We start from the raw sequence: 23,792 nt of genomic DNA, 5'->3' as shown, positions 1-23,792 counted from the left end.
CTCCCGACGGGAAACGAAAAAGCCCGGTTTCAAACCGGGCTCGAACGAACATGCCTATTGACAATGGCTTTCTCATATTAGAAAAAGGCCAGAGGCTTAACACCTCTGACCTGCGCTTTAGATGGTGGGCGATACAAGATTCGAACTTGTGACCCCATCCGTGTGAAGGATATGCTCTACCCCTGAGCCAATCGCCCGTCGCCTTTCGGCAAAAGAGATACTATCATAGCCGCGCGTGGTTTACCAAGTACTTTTTGCCCACGATTTTAAATTAGTGGGCGTTGGCCGCTCTGGCGCAGTCCAAATAAACAGCAAACCAGCAGCTCAACGCGCCTTTATCGCTTGATCCACGAGGTCTCGGGGCGGCAGATGAGTCGCGCATTGTTGTAGGCCATCTCGAGCGTGAGACAGGTGCGCGCGGCGTAGAAGCCGTCCTCGCGTTGGATGGTCAGCGCCAGCTCGGGCTTGTCGCCGGTTAGGCACAGCGGCAGAAGCAGTTGAATCCGGCCACCGTAGAACTGCGGCACGGCGAGCGTGTAGTTGGCGGCGGCGCGGCGGGCGGCCTCGACGACGGCGCCCTCAAAGGCGCGGCGCAGCAGCAGCGAGTTGCCCTCCCCCATCAGGCTGGCGGGGATGCGCGTGAGGTTTTCCTCGTCGCCCAGGATGTGGTCGATGTTGGAGCGGATCGGCAGACGGTAGTCAAAGACCAGCTCGGAGGGGTCCTCGGTAAAGCGCACACGGCACGGCAGGTACTCAAACGAGACCAGCATGGGGTCGCTTTCCTTAAAGAAGCCCTTCAAAAACCAGCGCTGGCGCGCGTCGGGCCTGGTGTTGGGCTCAAACAGACCGTAGATGGTCTCGTAGCGGCGCGTGTACAGGCCGGTGTTGAACAGGCAGCGGTCGCCGTCGAACACCAACGGCAGGTTGGACGGCGCGGTCTGGTTCACGTCGCGTTCGGTCAGAAACACCGCGCGGCTAAACGAGAACGACAGGTAATTCTTAAGGATACGGTTGTTGGGACCCCAGTCCTCGGGATCGGCGAGGTCTACCAGGCGGTCGTAACAGGGCTCGGGGCAAAACGCAAAGTCGTAGACATTGCTGCACAGGGTGTTGGGGATCTCCATGTGGCGTCCAATCCAATTGATAGCTGGCGGGCGGATGCTTTGATTCTATACGGGCGACACGTCGCCGGTACGCGCAACGCAATTGCATCGAGGTTTTTTGGCGAGTTAGGCCATCGCCGGCGTGATAAGGTTGGCCCCTCGGTACGGGCGTCGATCGTGCAGCCGTCGACCACCAGCGCTTGGGATACCAAAGGAGCCGCGTCAGCCAAGGCTGCATCAGCTCTGGCGCTGTCTGAAGATACGCAACGCTTTCTCTAGCTCAGGAATATCATCGACGATAACTTTCCACGCAAGGGATCGATCGACTTCTCGATATCCATGTGCTACGTATCCATGTGCTACGAAATTTCGAAAACCCCCAATATCGTTCCAAGGATACCCCGGAAAAGCCGATTGGATCTCATCGGAAAGATGGAGTGCATCCTCGGCGATTCTGTAGACGGGGCTCATGATAGCGTCGTAAGCAAGCTCACCTTCCTCGCTCCGATCGCTAACGAAAGAGTTTTCCGTGGCATCAAAATAATCGATTCGTCTAGCCAGAGTTTCGCAATCGGAAAGAATGACCCCGATGAGCTCCTCGTCCCGTTTACGCCGCTTCATAGAGACGCACCTCATCCTTTTCAATGCTCTTGCGAAATGCAGGGCGCATATGCTCGGGAGGGTTGGTGACAATCTCAACATCTCGCCCGAGCTCTTCTTCGAGCTCAAGGGAGAGTTCGTATAGCGTGCCGAACGTCATTGTTTCACCGCAGATAAGACGCAAATCAATATCGCTATCTGGCGTTTGCTCGCCACGGGCGAAGGAGCCAAATAGGTATGCCTCGCGGACGTCGTAACGAGACAGCACACGAGAAACAGCAGCGGATATGTCGACAAGCGTAATCATGTCTCAATTTACTTACCGATTGAAAGGATGGCAATCGCCATGCGCCCGTTCCACAGGCCGGTGATTAGAGAGGGGCTGTATCCGGTAGTATGCGGCAAAATCTGAAGATGCCATACGCGAGGGAGATTGGCAAAGTCTCTAACCGTGGTATTGTTGACAAAAATCGGGTTGTGCTCAGGGATTGCTAATTTTTCCTCGCGCTTCCGAAATATAGGCATTTTGGCAGCGATCTGAGGTGCCTTTGAGCGCCATGCCGATGTCGCCGAGCCAAGAGCAATTGGTTAACGGACAAGCTGGGGCACGCGTTCTAGTATTTCAATAGCCAATGCCGAGGGGACACGTTAAGATGAAGCCAGTAAACCCGCCCGGCCCCTGCTTAGCATGCACACTGGCGGGTCTTTTTTTCAAATTCTAGGAGCCGAGATGAAGTACGAGAAGCCATTCCTCACCTACGACGAGCAGGCGGACCTGCTGATCTCGCGCGGCCTCATGGCAGACCGAGAAGAACTCGTCGGCAAGCTCGAGCGCGTGGGATAACAGCAGGCACGCTCGGAGTTAGCGCCAAGGTGGCCGAATCCTGGCTCGTGGCGCTCAACACTGTGAGGAACTGCTGTGCCCACCATAGCCGCCTCTGGAACAAGACGCTCGGCACCAAACCCATGATCCCAAGGGATGACACCGCCTGGCACGAGGCCCACGAGGTCGGCAACCACAAGATGTTCGGCACGCTCACTGTACTCAGCTACATGCTCGAAACCATCGCGCCGGCCACCTCATGGAGGTCGCGCCTCCTCGATCTCATGGAAGAGAGGCTGCCTCGCGAGGAATGGCGAGCCATGGGCTTCGGAGACGGCCGGGAGAGGCACCCGCTCTGGTCTAAGTGGTTAGTCAACGAAAAGGTCGATGAAAGCTTCAACGAAGAGAGCCGGCAAAACGAAGGTCGGCAGGACCAGACAAAGGGGCCCGGCCAACAGCGTTGCCACGCCCCATGTCAGCTCTTGTTGCAGCCGCTCGCGCGTCATGCCAGGATCTCGTTCGCGCGCTTCTACACCGTTGAGCCTCACCATGCAGCCGAGACGGACAGAAGACCGTGAGCACGGCGAAGAAGACGCGACTGGCTCATCCTTCAATCAATCCAATATATGAAATCAGATGCAGCCCACTCCAAAGACAACTTCGAAGTTCTTGATTTAGCTACAGCTTTACTGTCACTTACAGCGCCTAAATCAGCATCAGCCCCTACCCGTTGCCTTGTTAATTTTCCTATACATCTTGGAAACATGGCCACTAATGGGATCATTCGGAAACGCCTTCTGAGCTCTTGCAACATATGAAAGATAGTTTCCATGGTGGCTTGGGTCCGAAGTGCCTCGCTTGTCACTCGATCTGTTCCCCTTCGGAGAGTAATGCTCGTACAATGCGCTTACGCGCTTTTTACTCGGATGCTTGTCCGGATTATCGGCCAGCCTGCCGATTGATTTAGCAGCACGATAAAACCTGCTGTAAAACCTGCCGACCGTAGATTGGCGAATTCGGACATCTTTACCGTCAAAATCAAATCCCAAAAACGAAACATGATTTCCAGCATGATGCGCGGTTCGCACAACTTCCATTTCTCCTGCGAGCAATGCACCAAGTGAAAGTTGCTCGACCCTCCCATCGTTTACACGGTGGATTTTGGTCTTTTCATCTTGTAGTTCAACTGCAGGAACTCCCTGTGCCAAAGCAAGTGCATTGCTTGCTGTTTTGAGATCCTTGGCTCGGACGATAATGATGAAGTCATCGCAATATCGTATATACCTGCCATTCACGCTGGCAACACACGCGTTAATCTGGGCATCGATATCAAACATATACATGTTCGCCAAGACGCCACTTGTTGCCAGCCCTTGGGGGATGCCCCTCGCATCATGACTTCTTTTCCAAGGCACAACAATCGAAGAACCCTTGTAAGCCGAAAACTCCGCAGGTGTCAAGATGCGCGGTAGCCTGTTAAGACTCCTTAACGCCTTGGATCGAACTTTGGACGCAGAATCGCCAAACGTGAACGGGTCGTCTGGCTGAAGATCAATCCAGCCAAGCCCATTCCTTCTCGCTAAATCGCCAACAGGCCAATAACAGTAATGCAATATGTTTTTCAGGACTTGGTAATGGTCCGGTGGAAGCACGCCCTCGTTAAAGAATCCTCTAACGGCCTTGCGTAAGTAACTATGGTCAAGGTTATCGAAAAAGTGGGTGAAGTCTCCCGTGATAACTAGCGAATCCCCCTGCCCGCGAATGGCATCGATTGCATCTGCAGCAACAGAGCAATTAGTGAGGTGAAATCCGCTTCGATAAGCCGTAGCAACACTGCCGATACCAGTTTCTAAGGCACGACGGTCATATAACTTGCCCCATTGCAGCGCATAATACTGAAAAATCCTATGATCCAAGTGAGATGCATATGCGATATCTCTCGTCTTCAGGATCTTCTTACCGTCCCTGAATCTCACATGGCAAAGCGTATTCGCAATCAAGGGAAGAAATGCGTGACGCTGAATAAAATCTACGTCACAAACCCTCGCCTCGACATCCTTGAATGCGACACGGTAATCGAAATGCGCGTAGCTCTTCTTTATCGCATACCCTGGAATACGAGGCGGGTCGAAATCGTCCACGGGCTCACCGCCTTTAATCAACCTGCTCGGTATATAGGAAGCGGCTCACCCAAACCGAGCAGGCTAACATAAGGTGAAGCGAGTTCACCAACGCAATGCGGCCGCCCATTCCAATGCTTGCCTATGGCATACTAGATGGAGATGCGGAGATAACCGATATGATTATCAGCGCCCTTGCCCAGCTATGCGCAGGCAACGTCGGCATCAATAGTGCGAACGTCGGAATTTCGTCGTTTGCGCTATTGACGGCGATAACGCACCTTTACGCCAAATGCGTAAAGCAATTTTATTGTACCGGAATGCTATCTTGAATCACGCGATCGCATCAGATCAGAAATATAGCCTACCTGAAAGAGAGTTATCGAAACTTACATTGGCATCAGATGCTTGAGGCCTTAGTGTCAATAAATACAGAGCAGCTGCCCACAGCCTAGCGGCGACATCCCGGTCTCGGACGGTCTAACGCTGCCCGAGACCTTCCTCTTATCAAAGCGCCACCGTAAGACGCATGGCTATATCATAAAATGGCACGTATAAACCTCCGTTGATCGAAAGAAAGTCGAGCATATGTCAAGAGTTGACGAAGTTAGAGCAGAGCTGGGCGAGGACAACGTCAACGAGCTTATGGACGCCTACTACACCTCTGGCCTCTCACTGAATGATCTGAGGGAGCTCTATGACCTCCCGAAGAGCTTCACAGACAAGAAGATCGTTGAGCTGTTCCCTATGATTGAGCTGGACGATGGCTGCCCCCTTTGCGGCGGTGCGCTCTTTGCGCCTAGAATCAGCAGGGGCATCAAGGACGTCTCGGCGGACTCGTACTATAAGGATCAGGTCTTCTGCCCAAATTGCGGTAAAACTAGACAGCAAGCAATGCGAGAGCTCGAAGAGTTTGAGCGGAAGTACAGGCTGCGTCGTGCATTCTCAATTGAGCCGAAAGAGTTCGAATGGGCCAAGCGCAATCCTGATAGCCTCACGAGCACAGTATTCGAGGTCCTGATCGAAGTAAGAGGCGGGGGTGGCAATACCTACCTTGGGCCCATCGCAGACCAACCGCTCTTGTTTGGCTTCATCGACGTCTGTAAGGCGCTCAGGGGCGAGGGGTACATTCAACCAACCGCAGCATTCGACAAATGGTTGAGCGGGTTTGAGGAAGAGGAAGACGGCTTCAGCTTCTATTGGTACAAGGTGCCCTTTGCAATCAAGTTGAAAGGCTACACTGCCCACGAGAGAAACCCCATCATCGTCGTAGGTGATCGCGAATACGTCGCGCTTGGTCAGGGTGAGCGCGAGTACTGGCTGCGAACCGCAAAAGGTCTCGTTCTAGCCTACCTCGATGTCCAGCTTGACGATGCGTGCTACGAGTATGAGGGACCGAAGCGCGAAGAGTTTGAAACTCTGCTCGACACCATGCTCCTAGAATACTCGCCCGCACAGATCACCTCGCTCATCTGGAACGCGATGGCGACTGCCGAAAAGCACGCAGAGGAGGGTCCTGCCTACAAAAGAACAGGCAATTGGGCAATGGGTGTCGTCCTCAACCGTGCTAAGAAGGCTCTCTCCGAGCATTGGGATTTGCATCCGAACTTCCCCTCAAGGACGGTTGAGGACACCGAGTTCGAGTGGAACTTCTTCGACGTCCATGTACCCATAGGCGAAACTTGGATGTACAGGAGCGTCCCCGAGGTCACGGGCGGCTGCATAGAAATCAAACATGCAAAGATGCCGAAAGGTGCCGATGCCGCAACAGCGGCCATGATAGCGAAAGCCCGAGAGATCGCTTGGAGAATCGGAACGGGCGAACCCGATTACCTCTCGTACGACGAGACCGACCGGTTCATCAAGCGGTACGAATAACGAAAAAAGAACGACGGTATGAAGTGACTAGCGCACAGCAATTCGCGTGCCACGAACAAGTACTTGATGAAAGCGGCTACCTCCAACGCTCCCGTTAAAAAGGAACAACCCCTGAAAAGACCCTAGGGGACAAGAATCAAGCATGGCTTCAGCAGCCTGGGGTGCCACTGTCCCGCGCCTCAAACAAGTAAATTTGCCGGAGAGAGCCCTCCGACTTCTTCGGGTTGATATTGCTCGCATAAACGTCGGCAAGCCGCGTATACTAACAATATCCGACCCCCTCCTGAGCGCCGTCGCGGTGCCCGCGCTTGACCTGGCCAAGCACCTCGGGGTCGAAGTCGTGGCGGTCGCGCGGCGGATATGCCACGCGGGGCAGCGCATGCACAGGCAGCGAAGCCGAATCCCGCGTTGAACATCTCTTCAATCTTTGGCACGGATAGATACGGGAGAAGTCTCCAGCATCCTCTACGATTTCTCCGAGACGCTTCTGATATCGGCTTCGTTGATATCAGAATGTGCCGAGATGAACCTCCTCTGATGAACCCCAATGCGGCGGTTTCCATTACTTGCTGGTGGCTGGCATGGCTGCGACACGAAATGATTCGATGGCCTCCTCTATTGCATTGGGGTTCATCACCTTGAGCTCGCCGCTGGCGCGCATCTCGCTGATCTCTTCCGAAAGATCATCAATAGCGTAATCCAGGGAATTCGATATTCGAATCGATATCTCTCGGTAAAGCGAGGAAAGGCGCTCCGTTCCTTTATTTTCTTGCGAGTAGAATCGACATCTTCCATTCCACCTTGGCAACCTGCCGTTTTCATTTGAATCCGGCAGGAGGAAGAAGCGCTCTTTTACGATGCCATTCTCGAGGCTAATGTAGCAGGTCGCTGAATTTTCGAAAGCTCTGTTATGGACGATCTCGTTTCTCAGTTCTTCTAAGTACACGGCTTCGGGAAAGTCGTTGCATATATGGCCTTCGTCGCCAGAGTGCGGACTCTTTGACCTGAATTTGGAATATAGGGCCGACTTGTCTGATCGGATTTTCTTGAAGGATTCGAATCGATTGGGAATCCGGTCCAGCTCAAATAGCAGATGGCTGAGAATATCCAATGAAGAATACACCCTAATTATGAACGACTCCACTTCTCTCATCATTGAATGAGACTTTGGAGAGGATACCTTGAATACTCCGTCCGAGATGTCTCCAATGGGCTCGATTTCCCCTAGTGCGCAGAATGCCATCCTCAGTGAGCCCACGGCCTGATCGTACGTTTCGCCAAAGCTATCGGTTAAATACCTTAGATCATCTAGATAGATGAGCCTTCGCGCCTCCTCGAATGAGAAACGTTTGACGTAATCAGCGAACGAATTCCTATCGAAAGTCATTTCGGGACTGAAGCCGCCCTCTGATATTGCAATCGGACAGAAGCGGATGATGGAATAGTAAATCGACTGATTTCCGAACAATCTTTCGATGATGAGATTGTCGAGGTCGATCAATCTCGAATGGATTTGCTCCTGAATGCTGTCATAGGAATCGTATAAAAGATCTTGCGACGGCAAGCTGTACACATAGAAGCCATCAGGTTCATCGTCCAGAGTCCCTTTTGATACTGTTCCTTGTTCAGAATAGTAAGTAATTAATGATCTATCAATCGTATTAGAGAGGTTGCTGGCGTTCAATTCCATGACTTATTCTCCTCTTGTGAATATGCGATTGCTGGGAGAAAGATAGTGTAATGAGTATCTGCTGCGTCCCCGGTATCCGTTTTGGCTGTCAAACAAACACGTGATTTATTTATGGCTTCCAAACGCTTAGCGTGTCTGGAAGCTCATTTATTTTATTGTCAGCAACCACGAAGCCAACGCTGAACCTCGCCCTAGTAATTGCAACATAGAGCTTGGAGCGCGTCTGCGGCTTCAGATCCGTTGAAGCGTCTTGCAACCAAGAGGCCATATCGGCAACTGGATAAATCAGAACATGGTCATATGTTCGGCCTTTTGCTTTGCCGAAGTTGCAGACCAATGAAGCGTTCGCGGTCTGAGTGGCGACGCTATGTCTCAAAATCACTGGATCCAAAAACTCGCAATACTTTTGTGCAAGTGACTTTGGAATAGCCCAAACTCCATTATGGGTTTCATTTGAAGCAGCACACAAAGATTCGGTTGGTGGGAACTCCGGATAGACCATGTTTGCGAATTCGATGACGCTCTTAGAGCAACGATGCGTTCCGTTGAGAGTCGCACGATCTATCTCGCAGAGCGACGTAAGCTTCTTTTTCTCGATATATTGCTCGAGGCTCAGACCCTTGTTCTTGTTTCCAGCATTGGTGCGATAGGTTGACTGCCTCTCATCGCCGCACATGACTACGGGCATGCCAGAGGATAGAAGCGCGGCGATAAAGTCATAGTCGTATCCGGCCATATCTTGTATTTCATCGATGAGCACAACGTCGAACAGCTCCTTGATCCTTTCGATAACCGCTCCGAAACTGCATTCATTGCATTTCAGCGCAAGCGCTGGAAGTTTGGCCGCATAAATCTCTTTCGATTTATTACAGTAATAACGAAGGGTTCCTTTCTTATAGAAATTCCTTCCTTCAGGATTCAGGTCAACCCCGCTGAATTTCTCTTTACCGAAGCCCGCAGCGCCTTGGAAAGGACGCACTCCGTGCTCAAGAAGGAAGGTGAACCACGGGAGTACAGTGATGTTGGAAGGGATGCAGCCATACTTCTGATAAATCATCTCCTTCGCCACCGCCGAATTTTCATCCGTAAAGGTGGTGTAAAGGATTTTTTGATCGGCATCCGAAAGACTATTGATTAAGAATGTGGTTTTTCCTGAGCCGGCAGCAGCTAAATAGATCTTAGATTTCATCTAATTCGCCTCGCACCCAAGCAATGGTTTGCATTATGTATTCCGGATACGACAAGGTTTCCACCGAATCAAATATCTTGAGCGCGACCTCTGTCTTGTTTTCCTCCATATACTTGAGTGCGGAATCTCGATCCTTGAACTCTTTGCCCAAGATTTTCGACAGCATTTCAGCGCCAATCGATTCGTACATCTCTGCTTCAAGCGTGTTGTAGTTGATTCCCTCCATGCTGCCCTTTTCAAGAAGCCTATTTGCGTACGAGACGACTTGCAGTTCATCTTCTTGAGCTAGGGTTACATACTTGTAGCCTTGATACTTCTTTTCCAGTGCCCCAATGTTTCCATCGTTGTCGGTCATGGCGATAACCCTCTTATTGATCACCTCTGCAACTTCAAGGAATCGAAGGAAGCTTGTTCCGACGGAAATGACATCGACACCATCCTGAATTGGAAGTTTTCCATCGGAGGCATCCATATATGCGCGCTGGACAACGAGCTCGTCAGCATCTCCCTCGACGAGAATAGCGGTATCGCACAGAAGAACCCTCAATGTCTTGTATCCAGGGGCCTTCATGAAGAACCTAGAGGTATCCTCGCTCAGGTCTCTCATCGAGGCAGAATTACCTCCGTTGAGAAGGATCAAGTTCCTAAGCTCGAGCTTGTTTGCAACGAAGCTGCTATGTGTCGTGATGATTAGCTGAACCCCCTCACATCGGCTCTTCACGCCCTCAAGGAACATATTCAACCTAGTATGTGAAAGATGGTTCTCGGGCTCTTCAAGCAATACCACGTTGCCGCCACGCTTTTCGCTCTTTGCCAAAGCGAGCTCTGTGCTGACGATGCTTTTGGTTCCATCTCCTACGTTGGAGAATGGAATATCCTCAAGTTTGGTGATGACTCCATTTTCCCAGGAGTTTACTGTGCCCGCTTCGAACCCAAACGTTACAGCCTTATTCGTGAGACTCTTTGCTCTTTCGGAAATCTTCTCATTTATACTTTTGACGGTTTGGTCGGCGGAAAAGCCAGTGCGCATTCTTCTATGCACTTGCGATATGGCTATCTGATCGGATCTTTCCAGCACGTCTCTTGCAATTCTTGTCACCATCGCTTTCGAACCAGGCCAAGCAAGAGAATTGCCAGCGCCAACTAGTGCCGACTTGAACTTGATGCCAGCAGGGCGGATGCTCTTTCTGGCAAATGTCGTCCATGAGCATGCGTAGTATTCGATAGGTAAACCATGGTGTGATTTCGCGGCAACAAAGTCTTGGTACTCATCGGAAAAAGACTCTGCGTCTATGGCGATATCTAGCTTGATTCCAGATTCAGCGACACCGCGACTATTAAAGTCGCCCTTATAAAGAGCAACTGTGTCCTCTTCGCCGGAAAATACCACCTCGATAACAATGCTCGGAGGATTGCAAGGCTTTCCGTTCTTCAGCAGGCAAAGATACTCGTCAACGATATCCTTGTTAAAGAGATCCTCGGAAATGCTCCTCATCAGCGGAGCTCCTCGATATTGACCATCGATTACTGCTGTTACCGCCTCAAGCAGCGTCGACTTTCCAGAATCATTATCTCCAACGACGATGTTTATTCCTTCGGAAAACGAGATGCTCGCCTCGCGAAATCTCTTAAATCCAAATACCCTGAGCTCTTTTATATGCACGGTTCCACCAACTCTCGCAGCTCAATTCGTTATTCTTTCTATTATCCGCCAAGAAAAAGCGTCACATAGGGATCGCATGTTGGTGTAAAGGGTCGCTTCCCCGGCCGTAGAAAGCACGATGCGGCTATCGCCTGGAATTCTAATTGCTGAAGTCAGGATTCGTGGAAAGGCAATAACCGCATATGAACAAGATGCACGAGATCGCGGGCGGCGGTGCCCTGATGCCGAGATTCGACGACGGCATGGTGAACATGGCCGAGCTCATAAGGGTGATGGCCGAGTCGCTCGTCAACAAGATCATGGACACCCAGGCCGACGAGGCATGCGAGGCCGGCAACCGGCCCCCTACATCTGGCTCGATGCTACCTGCATCAAGAGCCGCAGCGAGGGCCGGGCGCAGTCGACCGCGCCCGCCACGGTCACATAGCAGGTCCAAAGAAACGTCCGCATCTTCATCACGTCCTCCTGCTATTTCGCCTCCAATGCGCAAGGAGCCTACCAGCTTCTTCAGCAGAGACCTCGTTCCCACCATCATCGTCTCTATTCGCAACGCAGAAAGCTGCCGCAACCAGCTGGTAGTCTTCCGGCAACTCGAAAAAGCTGCCGTCTGCGCGCGCCTCAGTAAGAAGACCGTCGATCTTTGCGAGCTCGACCACCCTTGCGACACCAGCCTTATCGAATGAGAAGCTCGTTACTTCGCCGCTGTCAAGCGAGGTGTAGCGCCCCGACCCGAACGAGAGAAAAGACGCGCACCCCGCCCCGTCAACGTTGGCAACCCTTTTCGCATAAGCCATGAATTCATTGGCTTTACGCTCTTTGAGCAAGATCAACGCATAATGACACTCATCGTCTAGGAACAGGTTCCTCGTGGCGGCGTCCTCGATCACCTTGGCGCAAACGGCATCGGAAAGCTCGAAAATGTCGCCTTCGGGCAAAAGCGTCTTGCAGCCACCGTCTCCCCTGTCATTCAGGCTGTTCAGCTGCGATATCAAGAAAGGCGTGAGCGGACAGATCACTCTCCCCTGGCTCTCGTCCACCGACGCTCGCAGAATCTCGCCAGACTTAGCAGGCCCCAACTGTTTGAACAGCAACTCGATGAGTCTGAGGAGTTCCAGGTCGGCACTCGTCGAGGCCAAAGGGGCATAGTGCTTTTCCTTGCTCAGACCCAAGGCCAAAAGGCACGCTTTGGCGACGACTTCGGCACGTCCTTCCTCCAACGTCGATACGCGGGCCCTCATGGCCGACACAAAGTCAATCATGCTACCCGCTTCGGCGTGCCTGCGCAGGTCTTCGAGCAGCACTCCGCCCTCGCTCACATTCAACGCATCCTGTACCTCGTGAACATCGATTCCGTCCGGCATGTTCGAATGGAAGTATAGATCGAAGGAATCGGCCCGCCAGATAGCGTTCAAGGTCTCCCTCGAGTAAGAGACGCAATGACTCATGCCAGTTATATTTGCCACCCGCGGGAAAAGCCTGCAGACGGCCTCGACCGCCCACTTGGCCTCAGAGCTCGGGACTATCCCAGAAAACAGCTTCTCCAAATTGGCGAGGCTGTCTTTCGGATCCATGTTATTCATATACAACGAAGATCCGATCGTGCCGCAAAGGAGGTCCTTGTGCACGCGAATCCAATCAACGAGCTTTGGCACCTTGAGCTCCAGCACCGCCAAGGCGACGACGTCCTCGAAGCAGCAGAATCGCGGCAGGATGCTTAACTTCGCCTTTAACGCGTTCGAGAAGCGCCGAACCTCCCTTATGGTGAAGAACCGATTGTTCAGAAACGTCAGGCAGACGCCGTTCCACCTCTTGTCGTCAAGATCCTCCCGCCTGTAGGCAAACGCCTCAAAAATCGCGTTAATGTCCTTGAGAAGCATCCGCTCCAAATCGCCCGATGAAATGGACGGCAGGCGCACAGGGACCTGGACTACCTTCTCCAGGTATTCAGCGCCATCGCACTTCTGGACCTCACTTAAAGCCCGCGTAACCACCTCCTCATCGAAAGAAAGAAGGTAGTTTATCTTGGGAAGCTTCGCCAGAGAGGCGACGAGCTGAAACACCATACGCACCTGGTCGTTCGGCAGCCGATCGATGTCATCGATGATCACTACGACTCGCCCATCGAACTTGAGGAGCTCCTCCTCAAGTCTCTGTTTCTTCGAGGAGACGCTTCCCGCCCTAACTGCGGATTTCCTCAACCTGCTCGTCAAACGATTGCCGAAGGCGGGCACAGCAACGCCCGCAAGCGGCATGCCCGCCAAACTGGCAGCGGCGCCGGCGGTCATCAACAAGGCTTCAGAATATGCCGCGAAGGCATTGAGGACCTCGGGGCGCTTAGCGCGCAACTTTCCGAATAGCTTGCGCCGCCCATGTGCATCTTTATCAAGCGCACTCCCGACTTCCTTAAGGAACTGAGCGAGCAGCTGCTCGGCCGTGAGGTAATTCCAGGGCTCAAAACGGACGACAGAGACGCCCGCCTTTTCGTCATCGTCTTTTCGGGAGAGCGCATTTTCAACGAGGTTTATAACCGAAGTCTTGCCTGATCCCCAAGGTCCATACAAACCAATGACAAGCAACTCGGGCCCAGCTGCGGATTTCAGAATATCAGCCAGTCTCTCAGCGAAAGGGATCCTTCCGATAAGATCTTGCTCCCTCACCTTGATTGGTGTATCGGTGGCAAGAGATAGGTTGGGGTTATCCAAGGCCACTACCTCCCCAGTTCGTAGCTGCGCACGGCGGCCTCGGAAAGCCGCATTTTCTCTGTCAGGTCGAGCTGCGTCATTTCCAGCTCCTGGCATCTTCATCTGTTCTTTGTTCCGAAGCTGGCTCCCACAATACACATCTTGTCGTCTGCTGCCGCATCCGTTAGAAATCCATTTTATTAAAATCGATGGAATATCCCATTGACTTGAGTTCTTTCAAAAGGCCGAACTCCCAACTGTCTGTTCCGGTATAAACGACGCCCTGTAGATCGGAGGGAATCTCGATACCTTTGTCAACAAGAATTGCAACGTTTTCCCTGCCAAGCCGACCAATAAAGTATCCGGCTTCAAATACAACATTCTGTCTAGCCCTGGGATTTGCCGACTGTTCTGCCTTGGCCCTTCCTTCGTCGTCCGCCGTAAAAAGGCATACCGCTCCTGCTGCATCGCCTTCAATTTCCAGCTTTTCGATGATTGTCTTGCCCTGATTTGACTGCTCGTTCAGGACTACCGCCGTCAGGCCCTGCCTTTCGATGATTCTCGCGACCCTTTCTCTAAGCTCTCCGTTGTGGCCATGAACGATAAATACCTTCGAATAATCTCCGACATTTGCAGTCGATCCGGTTTCCCCTTCGGCTGAAAACTCATCAAGGTATGTCTCCAGCACAGCTTTTGCTTTGCGCAGGCCGTCCGCACAGGCATCAACAAAAGCCGATTTGGGCGTGCCGGGGGCGAAATAAGACAACGAATAGCTGATTTCGTTAAAACTTTTAAATTCGTAGCTGTCTTCTCCAAACCGCCTAATTAAAAGCCTGTCCGCCCTTGTCTTCCATGCTTTAAAGTCAGGCGAACTAGAGCGGATGTATTTCTTTGAAAGATCGTCTGCTGTTTCGCACAACTGTTGCAAAATTTCAAAATCAGACATTAAGCCTTCTTTCTATAACCAATAACGGAGCTAAGAAGCATCTTATTCCAATGGGCGGCCAAATCTCTTTACCGTTTCCTCAGTGCCCCTATCGGAGATGGACTTGCCCATTGCGAACTCAATAGCGTCCAGCAAAGCCATGGCGCGATCTTTGAAATAGGCATCAAAGTCATCATTAATGAACGCATCCCAGTCAATGAGATTCGATTCGATGACGGAGTTCACCCTGTTCGATTTCACTTTCTTAACGAATTTCGCTGAGCAGACGCTGGGAGTCAAGCCTCCAATTTCTCTGTCCGATTCAGGCAGCAGAGGCATCTTGTTGATGACCGAGTTCCACTTATGCCTTTCGTATCCCGTTTTTACGCAGTGGCTTTGCGGGAAGATGTGATGTATATCGGGAGCGGTTTCCATGCTGTTCACGATATCGATAGAGATGCCACGCATTAAATCGAGCCCCTTCCCCTTATAGAGGAGAGCCATGATTCCCTTATAGGCTGCCGATTGCCTCGACTAGAGTCGCAGGAGTCGGGTTGACTGGAAATGAGCATTGTTCACGGTTAGCATCTCGGATTCCGCATCTTCAATCTTGGCATTCACATCCTCTATGTCATAGCAATAGCGGGTCTCGTTTGAGCCGCCATGCATCTCTCCAAGGATTCCACATCAGAACCGACGAGTAATGTTATTTGGCTCTTTAGGTCTTTGAAGTCTTGCGGAACGACAGCCATCGGTCATCCCATATTATTCGGAGTTAGAATTATCGCCCCACGACGCTAAGCCGGTGACCATCCAGTGACTTTTGACATCGTTATAGACATCGCCAATTTGATTGTCCAAGCATTCATCGGACTCGTTACCTTGGGGGCCTTGATTGCCGCATTCTGGCAAAGTAACCAGAGCAAAAGGAACAGGGAGGACGACATTAAGCGGCATCAGCCATCCCGTATATCGGCATGGTAAGAAGAGCGTCGAAACCGAACCGATCAGCCCGAGGACAATCGATTCGTCTGGCACATCAACCTCAGGATTCCGAAGCTGCGCGCGGGAAGCTTCTTCCCCGAGGGCCTGATCGAGCGTTACCCGGGCGTGGACCGCGCGGTCGCCGCCGCGGTCTCCGAGATGGTGACCAACGGCGTGTCCGCCAGCAAGGTGAAGCGCGTGGCGCAGTCCATGGGCATAGACCGCATGAGCGCCAGCCAGGTGTCGAGGATGTGCTCCTCGCTCGACGACACGGTCGCCGACCTGCAGGAACGTGACCCTTCCGACGTCAGGTACCCCTACATCTGGCTCGACGCCACCCAACAGAGTTCATATCCCTCAACGAGACGCGCTGGCCGGTGTCGGAGATGTGCGCGGCGCTGAAGGCGGCGCGCCAGGGCTATTACGCCTGGAAGTCGCGCCCTCCGAGCGCGCACGCCTTGCGCGACGAGGAGCTTGCCATCGCGATATCCCAGCTCAGGGACGAGGTTCGGAGCATCTACGGCGCGCCCAAGACGCTCGTGCGGCTGCGCTCGCGCATGATGCGCACCTCGCGCAAGCGCGTGGCCCGCATCATGCGCGAGCGCGGATGGCGCGGAGTCACGCGCGCGCGTCAAGCGTCCCTCGGTCGACCAACGCGCCTCCAAGAGGGAGTCCCCAGACGACCTGGTCAAGCGCAGGTTCGAGGCCGGCGGCCCAAACGCGGCGTGGTTCGCGGACATCGCCTACGTCAAAACCCGCCAGGGCTGGCTGTATCTGGCGCTCGTGATGGACATATGGTCGCGCCGCATAGTGGGCTGGTCGATGGGGCCCGACATCACGGCCGAGCTGGCCGACGAGGCGCTGAAGATGGCCCTGGCCAGGCGAAACAACCCGAGGGGTTACGTGCATCATTCGGATCACGGATCCCAGTATGTGTCGTTGTTGCCGTCCAAGACCATGCGCGAGCATGGCGTGCGCCCGTCCATGGGCTCGATATCCTCTCCGTGGGACAACGCGGCCATGGAGTCGCTCATGGGCATCGTTAAGTCGAAGTGCGTGCACGCGCGCACCTAAGCCACGCGCGAGGAGGCCGCGCTGAATCTGTTCGAGTGCATCTAGGTCATCTACAACAGGGCCAGGATCCACTCGGCGCTGGGCTACCTCAGCCCGGCGGAGTTCGAGAAGGCCAATTGGCCTGCGGAAGATAGCCGCTCGAAGGCGGCGTAAAAGGTGACAATGGAATCGGGGTAGATTCAGATTCATCCCCTTTGTTAGCTTTTTGCTTGCCACAAACACCGGTCATAGACGGATAGGCACGTTCGCCGAGCGAGCCTTCGAAAACCCCTCGATGCCCGATGGGAATAGAGACTCCTCAGTGATTCCCTTTGCCGCCAGGTACCTTCTCACGGAAGGTTTCAGCTTTGGGAGAATCAAAATCGGACGAGCTTCGGAGTCGACCGTCTGACATATAAATAGGTTTGGGTCCGCCAACGAGCCGTCGAGCGATGTCATGATGAACGCACCATGCTGCACGACGATTCTCGGCTCATAGCTTCGCGGCTTCACGAGCAGGGGGCGCCCGCCGCGGCAACGATCGGTCAGATCATACCAGTCGGGGTCCTGACCGTTGGGCTGTTCTCCAATCGAGACGCGCATATCGGGATTAACCCTATAGGAATACACAACGCCAGCCACTTTGTCATGCCTGGATGACGCGAAGTAAAGCGCGACGTCGAGGCTCGAAGTTACATCAAGCAGACGCGTCGCACCGCCGAAATGCTGCATGCAGGCCATGAACTCCAAAACGGAGCCGCCGCAGCGAAGCAGCCCGTTGGCCCGCGCCTCCTCGAGAATCCTTGACTCGGCATGCCGAACCAACCCTTCGTCAATCTGCATATCGCTATACCCAGATCTTCTGATCCGCCTGTACAGCGTCGGAAAGGGCGTCCAGCAATAATTCGTCTGGCCTCTCCACATGTAATCGTCTGCTGCCGAGCCGGTAGGGAAGCAGCCAAGCAGCTCTTCCAAAGCCTACGGTACATCGGGCTGATAGACTTCGTCAATCGGATGCCCCAGATGATTAGCCGAAGCCATAGGCAACACCTCCTAGTTGTGGTTTCCTCAAATCGATTCCAACTTTGCTTCGCCTTTTCGAAGCAGCACATATCCTTCTCGAGTCAAGACCATGCGCGAGGTATGAGGTCCCCAAAGAGCATAAGGGCGAATTCGGCTTCATCAGGAGGACGCGGGGTCTTGTGCGCGTCTAAATCCGAATACTACGACTACGCGAAGAAGAGAATGCCCGACGCGCGAAGGGCTTGGCGCATGATTCAATCGCCAATAATCCGCCGAAGCCAGCGATTCGTTTTAGGCGAGTCAAGCTCACAATTTGTATCGGGTTATCTTCTTCCATTCAGCCGGAAAGCCCATGGCCCCAAGGAGACGCTCCTCACCGACGCTCTCGTCCAATAGCAGATATCCGTTAACGCACTTGACGAGCTTAGCCTTGAATGCTTTGAACTCGTCGTCGCGCAGGAGGTATCGAAGCGTGATCACTGCCGAGAAGACGTCTACCTTGCCACAAACGTAATCCGGCCCAATCTTTTCGATGCCGAGCTTGGCGTGTAAGGCCGTGTCAGGAATCTCAAAGTGGCACCTGTGGGAGAAGAGGCGCTCGCCATGCGCGCAGACGTTCCTGTAGAGGGCGAGCACACGGATAAACGAAGAGAGTTCCTTTGGGTTTCCGACCCCGAACCTCTTGGCGATCTTGGTTTTCTCGTTGTCCCTAAGTGCCGTGAGCATTTTCGAAATCTGTCCGAAGGTCATGGCGTTCACGGCGACCCATAGCGGCACGTTCTTATTTGCCCTGCGGGTAGTAGGCGAGGTATTCATGGCTGGTATCCTTGTTGGCGATATATTCAAGCATGTTTAGCAGCTTTGGGAGAACACGCTTCGCGCCCTTCGATGTCGCGTAGCAGCGAGCGTCTAGATATTTACTCTGGGACTCGCCATATGCAGCGCAGAACTTGTAGGCAAGCGCCGACCTGATCTTCGCCTCGACCTTGAGCAGTGCATCGAGCATTATCTCCCTGAGCTCTACGTCGAACTCGTAAAGCGCTAGGATGTCTTCAAAAGTGGCGCCATCGCGGTATACCCGGGTGCTCGGGTCGCGGAAAAACGACTGGTAACCGTTCACGACCGGGAAATACTGTACCAAGCAGGAAAAGCGTCACGGAAGCGGCGATCCAGTTGCTGTCGCCGGTCTTAGGGAGCGCTGTTGTGTTCGCGGCGATGCTCTTGGGCTTGGACGGCGTAGACACCGTGGTCTTGGTCACCGTCGTCTTGGCCGTTATGTTTGTCTTGGGAATCGCAGCTGCGGGTTTCACTGTGGGGTCCGTCGCGGGTTCTGCACCGGGCTGCCCCGCAGCAGGATCACCAACAGTCTCACCCGTCCCGCCGCCTGGCACGCCTTCTCCACCGGTCTCCCCCGCCGGGGGCGTGGCGCTCTCGGGCTCAATCACCACGTGCGGTGCCACCGCACCGGAGGTATCCACCACGCTGCCAGCATCAAAGGCCCCGCCAGCAGGCGCCACAAACCGCGCAGACATAAGCGACCCACCCAGGCACGCAACGTCGCCGTCGGCACCGGCCGCATCAAGCCACGAGGCATCGACGGAAAGCCGACAGCCGGCCGCGCCATCGCCAAGACCCGCGTCCTGCAGATACACGCCGTAAGCGCGCACGCCCGCCCCGGACCCGGCGCCCGCGGCAACGACGCGCCCGCCGCCGCGCACGGCCATGTCGCCGGCGATCACGCCGGCAACCGCCTCGTCAGTAATATCGGCCCCGTCCGCCCGGGCATCGACGGTGCAGCCGTATACCACGAGCGCCTGCGAGGCGTGGATCCCGCACTGCGAGCCCATCGCCGTTAGGGTCCCGGAGCCGCGAAGCGTCAGACAGCCCCACACCTCCATGCCGCACAGCGTGATGTCCACCACGAGCGCCTGCGACTCCGTTGCTGACTTCATTGGGGAATCGTAGTCCACCGCAAGCATGTCCTTGGCCTTCATATGATTCATAGAGCCTTGAAAGGAGCTAGCAGGTAGCTATTAGCGTCCTGAAAAATGGACGAGCAGATAAGCTGCTACCCCTGAATTCAACAGAAAACGATCTTATGTTCGTAATTGCGGTACACTACTCTTATAGAAAGCGCTGCCGATTGGAACAAGATGAATAATATCGACTCGTTAACCGTTCAACGTCTTTGTGATAAATCGCAAGAAGCTTTTATATTGTCAATCGAGCTTTATAACAGGCCAACACTTAAATATAGAGTTGAAGGATGTGCTTTCTTTCTTTGCAACGCATGGGAATTGCTCCTGAAAGCCCATCTCGTACAACGTAACGGCAACAGGGCCATATACTATTCTGACAAAGCCGATCGAACCTTGTCCCTAGAAGACTGTGTTAAAAAGGTTTTCACTAACGAAAAAGATCCCTTGCGGCGAAATTTGAGCAAAGTAATAGACTTGCGAAATACTAGCACCCATTTCGTTGTTCAAGAATATGAAGGAATCTATGCTCCGATCTTGCAAGCGTGTGTTGAGAATTACGATGAAAAAGCGCGCGAGCTCATGGGGATTGAGATAAGCGACCGCATCCCGGAAAACTATCTCGTGCTTTCGGTTAGACGCTCAGATGCAACGATTGAGGAATGTCGAGCGCGCTACTCTCCGGAAGTCATAAGTCGAATGATCGATGCCAGAAGTGGCGTGTTGACCTCGGCGGACGAAGAGGGCAATCGCCGATATGCACATACCTACACAACGGAACTACGTTTAACCAAAAAGAAAGATGCGGACCTGACTGTTCGTATTGACAAAAATGGAAATACGCCAGTTTCTATCATCAAACAGCTTGTTAAGCCTGAAGATAAATATCCCTATCGAACGAATTATGTAGTTGAAGAAATCCAGCGCAGGCTAAATGCAAATAGCATCCAGCTAAAAAGAAATGGCTGTCCTCAAGAATTCAACAGCTGGGTTTTTAACCTGTTTATAAAGATGTATGGGATGAAGGACGATCCTCGCTTTTCAATTAATACTTCGATGAAGGGAGAACAGCCGCGGTATGCCTATTCACAACAGACAATCGATGATATCTATGAGCTGATTAAACAGAATCCAGATGGAATCATCGAAGATCTAAGGTCAAAGGCGACGAACAAATAAAAACAGCCTTAGTAAGGGATGACCCCAGGAGCAAAGGAATTCTAAATCCAAAGGATCTACTCCCATTCGGGAACCCAGCTTTTACCCTTCCCAAGTCAACCCTTACTAAGGCTGTAACTTTATTATCCCAAATATGATTAGCATTCATACGCTAAATCTAAAAAATATCAAATAGGGGCGCTGCTGATCGGATTAAGAATCAATGCGCTTAACGGCCACACTCCCTATCAGGGCTTGAGACTTGGCCCCCTGTATGATATTCACGAATTGCTATTCTTCGAATGAGCATCTATTGGCCGAAATCTTACCCTACTGTTGAGCGAGGCCTGATTGATTTTTATAAGCCGTAATGCAGGAACTTATTTCATGTCCTAGTTAGAAGAGGAGCCACCTTCCATAGACTTCAGTTGAGCGGATACAATCCTTTAAAGGGAGAAATGATCCAAGTTGTCCATGTTCAGTTGCAGTATGTACTATGCCAACGACCTGGCCCAAACCATTAAACACCGGGCCACCACTCATTCCATGGCGAAATGAGCAATTCGTATAACAAAGTGTGCCCTCTTCACTTGGTTCCCCAATCCTGAGCAAATCTCCGCTGTGTAGCTCAAAGCTGAATCTAGATTCGGAAAAATGGTGTTGGTAAGCAGAAATCCTGTCGCCCTTGGTAAGCAAATCCATATTTGATGGAAGAAGGGGAATGTTCTTTAAGATCGCAGGAGGAACATCTTGTAATATTGCGGCATCGCGTTTGTTATCCTGAACCACCTCATTTCCAAACCTAAAAATTGCAAGCGGCGTCTTATCTGAGCTGAATAATTTAATTTCCCTGCTATTTTTATCACGGGAAACGGCATCGCATATCACATGCCAGGCCGTAACAAGACCGTAGCCACCCAAATAAAACCCGAGACCCTCAAATGAGTTTTGCTTGTCATCCTCTCCTTCTAGATATAGAAGCGAGTCTTGCTGAAGTGCAACTGGGAAAACAGGTGTGTCTTCTGGTTTCGTTTTATTGTACAGGCTGCCTAAACGCATAAGTGGACCCGATGTCCAGGGATCCTTAATAAGAGATTTGTAAAAATCAAGACTTCCGCGTAGAGACGCTTCAAACGACCCTCTTTCTGCATCGGTAAGCTTGGCAATGGTTTTACCGTAATAGCAGCCCATCGCGCCTTCAATGTCGCCATTGCTCAGTCGATGGAGCGTTGAGCGGAGTCGCCGATATTGCTCGCGTTTTATATTTGTCTTTTGATTGCAGACAACGCCCGTGACCAGTTGTCTTGAAAAACTGCAACTGTAAAACGATTTATCCTCGTTGAGCTCAAACGATTCGATTCCATGGAAGTTAGTGATTGCGTTTCGTAGCTTATTGGGCAACCTGAGCTTTCCACCTGAATAAAAATTTCGATAAAAGAAGTAAGAACTATTAAATGAGAACGTAAGATCATCGGCATATCGAGAGTATTGGTATCGATATTCTCGCGATAGGTGCATTAGCTGTTTATCCATCCCGAGGCAAATCATGTTCGAAATAATAGGAGATGAGGGAGCGCCTTGAGGGAGTCCTTTCGGTGTCGCAACAATCCTTGAAATACAGAATGCAACTTCAGGGGTTAGACCTAGCTTCTTGGAAACAAGAAGCCCGCACACTCGTCTTGACGAGATAGAAGGAAAGAAGTCCCTAATATCCAGGCCAACAATTACTTGCGAGCCAATGTGATTTTCAGCATTTGTTTTTATTGACCGTCCTTTGACAAAACCATGGACACAAGGCAATGGCTTATAGCCTTTTTCAAGCTCAGAGGCGATGAGTCTTTGAGCCCTTTTTAAATCAGATCTTGGGATTAATAGTTCTCGATAGCCACCGTTTCTTTTTGGGACCAATCTATTTCTATATAGGTCATACATGGAAGTTGGATATACAAAGAGATCAAGCTTTTCCAAGGACAGGCCAAGAAACCCAGCCAGATCGCCTTTCGACTGAAGTTCGTTGAGCATCAGATTATCCTTAAAGTTAATAGCCGGTTCCTCCGTAGAGTCGTACCTGATAGACACGTAGCAGAATATAATGTGCAAACAAAGCACTTCCGATTGCGATGCGCAAACGCTAATTCGAACCGGCTATAGGGTCATTTTACCAGTCTTTAATTTTGCGCAAAGGCTGAACCGCGCTTTATAACTCCGCGATGGGGCAAGTATGATGTTGGCGCGCCTTCCACGGTGTCGTCTGTGCAATGAGCCCCCTCGTGTCCTTTCAGGTAGAAACAGTAGCCTCCAGATTCCATCGATGCTGCAATCTGAGTTTCCGTGCTCACGTGTTTGCCTCGGATTTCCATCCAGAATAGGCATTCAGACGATGTCGTCCTTGAAGATGATTATGAATGGAGAGAAGAAATCTTTCTTGTTTGTCATAGGGCGCTATCAATGTCGCGAATTGAACTTATAGCCGACATGTGCTCGGCAAATGCTGAGAGATGATCTTCTTGGTGATGCGACGGCATGCTGCCAGTTGTAAGGTCATCGATTAGCGATAATCGGTGATTAGCAAATAGATGAGAAATCGATCACCGCATACTTCTGAAAATATGGCACCTCAGCAGCGATATGCGGCACCAAAAAGTGCCAATCCCAGCAGGAATAACGATAAAGAGGCGGCGATCCAGTTGTTGTCGCCGGCCTTGGGGAGCGTCGCGGTGGTCTCAGTGGCAGTCTTGGGCCTAGAGGACGTGGATATAGTGGTCTTGGTTATCGTCGTCTTGGACGTCGTTGTTGTCTTGGTTGTCGCGGCCGCGGGTTTCAGCGAGGGATTTGCCGTGGGCTCTGTGGTGGGCTCTCCGGCAGCGGGGTCGGCATCGGAGGAAGGCTCACCCGCCTCTCCGCCCGGCACGTCGCGCCCGCCAGT

20 protein-coding genes, 1 tRNA gene and 2 pseudogenes are annotated in these 23,792 nt (G+C 52.2%); 6 read left to right on the top strand and 17 right to left on the bottom strand.

Annotated features, from left to right (window positions below):
* Positions 1 to 122: 122 nt before the first annotated feature.
* The 4 genes from GPK39_RS06145 to GPK39_RS06130 form a co-directional block, all read right to left on the bottom strand.
* A tRNA-Val gene (locus GPK39_RS06145) sits at positions 123 to 197 on the bottom strand.
* Between the two features lie 138 nt (positions 198 to 335).
* Positions 336 to 1,124, bottom strand: a complete 789-nt coding sequence (locus tag GPK39_RS06140; RefSeq protein ID WP_215674436.1) for a DUF3825 domain-containing protein — start codon at positions 1,122 to 1,124, stop codon at positions 336 to 338.
* A 216-nt stretch (positions 1,125 to 1,340) separates the two neighbouring features.
* Positions 1,341 to 1,724, bottom strand: a complete 384-nt coding sequence (locus GPK39_RS06135) for a HepT-like ribonuclease domain-containing protein (protein ID WP_215674434.1) — start codon at positions 1,722 to 1,724, stop codon at positions 1,341 to 1,343.
* Positions 1,711 to 2,010: a nucleotidyltransferase family protein gene (locus GPK39_RS06130; protein WP_215674432.1), complete on the bottom strand. Its 300-nt coding sequence runs from the start codon at positions 2,008 to 2,010 to the stop codon at positions 1,711 to 1,713. The genes GPK39_RS06135 and GPK39_RS06130 overlap by 14 nt, the downstream gene beginning before the upstream one ends.
* Before the next feature lie 533 nt (positions 2,011 to 2,543).
* Here GPK39_RS06130 and GPK39_RS06125 point away from each other — a divergent pair.
* Positions 2,544 to 3,104 carry an Abi family protein gene (locus GPK39_RS06125; protein WP_338404400.1) on the top strand — a complete coding sequence of 187 codons (561 nt, stop codon included), beginning with the start codon at positions 2,544 to 2,546 and terminating at the stop codon, positions 3,102 to 3,104.
* Positions 3,105 to 3,242: 138 nt separating this feature from the next.
* Here GPK39_RS06125 and GPK39_RS09745 read toward each other — a convergent pair whose 3' ends face one another.
* Positions 3,243 to 4,667: a reverse transcriptase domain-containing protein gene (locus tag GPK39_RS09745; RefSeq protein ID WP_215674428.1), complete on the bottom strand. Its 1,425-nt coding sequence runs from the start codon at positions 4,665 to 4,667 to the stop codon at positions 3,243 to 3,245.
* 567 nt (positions 4,668 to 5,234) lie between these two features.
* Here GPK39_RS09745 and GPK39_RS06115 point away from each other — a divergent pair.
* Entirely contained in the window at positions 5,235 to 6,524 is a 1,290-nt protein-coding gene (locus GPK39_RS06115; protein WP_215674425.1) for a hypothetical protein, read from the top strand.
* Between the two features lie 562 nt (positions 6,525 to 7,086).
* Here the strand turns inward: GPK39_RS06115 and GPK39_RS06110 are convergent.
* The 6 genes from GPK39_RS06110 to GPK39_RS06085 all read right to left on the bottom strand — a co-directional run bounded on the left by GPK39_RS06110 (position 7,087) and on the right by GPK39_RS06085 (position 15,176).
* Positions 7,087 to 8,214, bottom strand: a complete 1,128-nt coding sequence (locus GPK39_RS06110; RefSeq protein ID WP_215674423.1) for a hypothetical protein — start codon at positions 8,212 to 8,214, stop codon at positions 7,087 to 7,089.
* A 109-nt stretch (positions 8,215 to 8,323) separates the two neighbouring features.
* Complete coding sequence (locus GPK39_RS06105; protein ID WP_215674421.1) at positions 8,324 to 9,403, bottom strand: UvrD-helicase domain-containing protein; 1,080 nt, start codon at positions 9,401 to 9,403, stop codon at positions 8,324 to 8,326.
* Entirely contained in the window at positions 9,393 to 11,066 is a 1,674-nt protein-coding gene (locus GPK39_RS06100) for an ATP-dependent nuclease (protein ID WP_215674419.1), read from the bottom strand. Before GPK39_RS06100 ends, GPK39_RS06105 begins: the two co-directional genes overlap by 11 nt.
* Before the next feature lie 455 nt (positions 11,067 to 11,521).
* A complete protein-coding gene (locus GPK39_RS06095) occupies positions 11,522 to 13,768 on the bottom strand; it encodes a KAP family P-loop NTPase fold protein (protein WP_215674417.1) in 2,247 nt (748 codons plus the stop codon).
* A gap of 163 nt (positions 13,769 to 13,931) precedes the next feature.
* Complete coding sequence (locus GPK39_RS06090) at positions 13,932 to 14,693, bottom strand: TIR domain-containing protein (protein ID WP_215674415.1); 762 nt, start codon at positions 14,691 to 14,693, stop codon at positions 13,932 to 13,934.
* Positions 14,694 to 14,735: 42 nt separating this feature from the next.
* On the bottom strand, positions 14,736 to 15,176 hold the full coding sequence (locus GPK39_RS06085; RefSeq protein ID WP_215674413.1) for a hypothetical protein: 441 nt from the start codon (positions 15,174 to 15,176) through the stop codon (positions 14,736 to 14,738).
* 534 nt (positions 15,177 to 15,710) lie between these two features.
* On the opposite strand from GPK39_RS06085, the gene GPK39_RS09820 reads away from it, so the two are divergent.
* The 3 genes and pseudogenes from GPK39_RS09820 to GPK39_RS09525 form a co-directional block, all read left to right on the top strand.
* Positions 15,711 to 16,058, top strand: a complete 348-nt coding sequence (locus GPK39_RS09820) for a transposase (protein ID WP_215674438.1) — start codon at positions 15,711 to 15,713, stop codon at positions 16,056 to 16,058.
* Positions 16,043 to 16,228: pseudogene (locus tag GPK39_RS09815) on the top strand (IS3-like element ISCARN64 family transposase); the annotation flags it as partial. The gene GPK39_RS09820 and the pseudogene GPK39_RS09815, both read left to right, overlap by 16 nt.
* Positions 16,229 to 16,328: 100 nt before the next feature.
* Positions 16,329 to 16,730 (top strand): annotated as a pseudogene (locus GPK39_RS09525) (DDE-type integrase/transposase/recombinase); the annotation flags it as partial.
* Between the two features lie 225 nt (positions 16,731 to 16,955).
* On the opposite strand, the gene GPK39_RS06070 reads toward GPK39_RS09525, so the two are convergent.
* From GPK39_RS06070 to GPK39_RS06055, 4 genes are all read right to left on the bottom strand, one after another.
* Positions 16,956 to 17,633, bottom strand: coding sequence for an FRG domain-containing protein (locus tag GPK39_RS06070; protein WP_252204733.1), 678 nt, complete (start codon positions 17,631 to 17,633; stop codon positions 16,956 to 16,958).
* 405 nt (positions 17,634 to 18,038) lie between these two features.
* A complete protein-coding gene (locus tag GPK39_RS06065; RefSeq protein ID WP_215674407.1) occupies positions 18,039 to 18,548 on the bottom strand; it encodes an Abi family protein in 510 nt (169 codons plus the stop codon).
* Complete coding sequence (locus tag GPK39_RS06060) at positions 18,514 to 18,852, bottom strand: Abi family protein (protein WP_215674405.1); 339 nt, start codon at positions 18,850 to 18,852, stop codon at positions 18,514 to 18,516. The genes GPK39_RS06065 and GPK39_RS06060 overlap by 35 nt, the downstream gene beginning before the upstream one ends.
* On the bottom strand, positions 18,785 to 19,735 hold the full coding sequence (locus GPK39_RS06055) for a hypothetical protein (RefSeq protein ID WP_215674403.1): 951 nt from the start codon (positions 19,733 to 19,735) through the stop codon (positions 18,785 to 18,787). The genes GPK39_RS06060 and GPK39_RS06055 overlap by 68 nt, the downstream gene beginning before the upstream one ends.
* Positions 19,736 to 19,885: 150 nt before the next feature.
* Between GPK39_RS06055 and GPK39_RS06050 the strand changes: the two genes are divergently transcribed.
* On the top strand, positions 19,886 to 20,887 hold the full coding sequence (locus GPK39_RS06050) for a DUF3644 domain-containing protein (RefSeq protein ID WP_215674401.1): 1,002 nt from the start codon (positions 19,886 to 19,888) through the stop codon (positions 20,885 to 20,887).
* Positions 20,888 to 21,262: 375 nt separating this feature from the next.
* On the opposite strand, the gene GPK39_RS06045 is transcribed toward GPK39_RS06050, so the two are convergent.
* Positions 21,263 to 22,888, bottom strand: a complete 1,626-nt coding sequence (locus GPK39_RS06045; protein ID WP_215674399.1) for a reverse transcriptase domain-containing protein — start codon at positions 22,886 to 22,888, stop codon at positions 21,263 to 21,265.
* A 595-nt stretch (positions 22,889 to 23,483) separates the two neighbouring features.
* On the bottom strand, positions 23,484 to 23,792 hold a 309-nt coding region (locus GPK39_RS06040), incomplete at its 5' end, for a hypothetical protein (RefSeq protein ID WP_215674397.1).

It is taken from the genome of Collinsella aerofaciens (genome assembly GCF_018785245.1).
GTDB classification, from domain to species: Bacteria; Actinomycetota; Coriobacteriia; order Coriobacteriales; family Coriobacteriaceae; genus Collinsella; species Collinsella aerofaciens_AD.
Note: the sequence above shows the minus strand (reverse complement) of the source record. Positions and strands in the feature narration are given on the sequence as shown.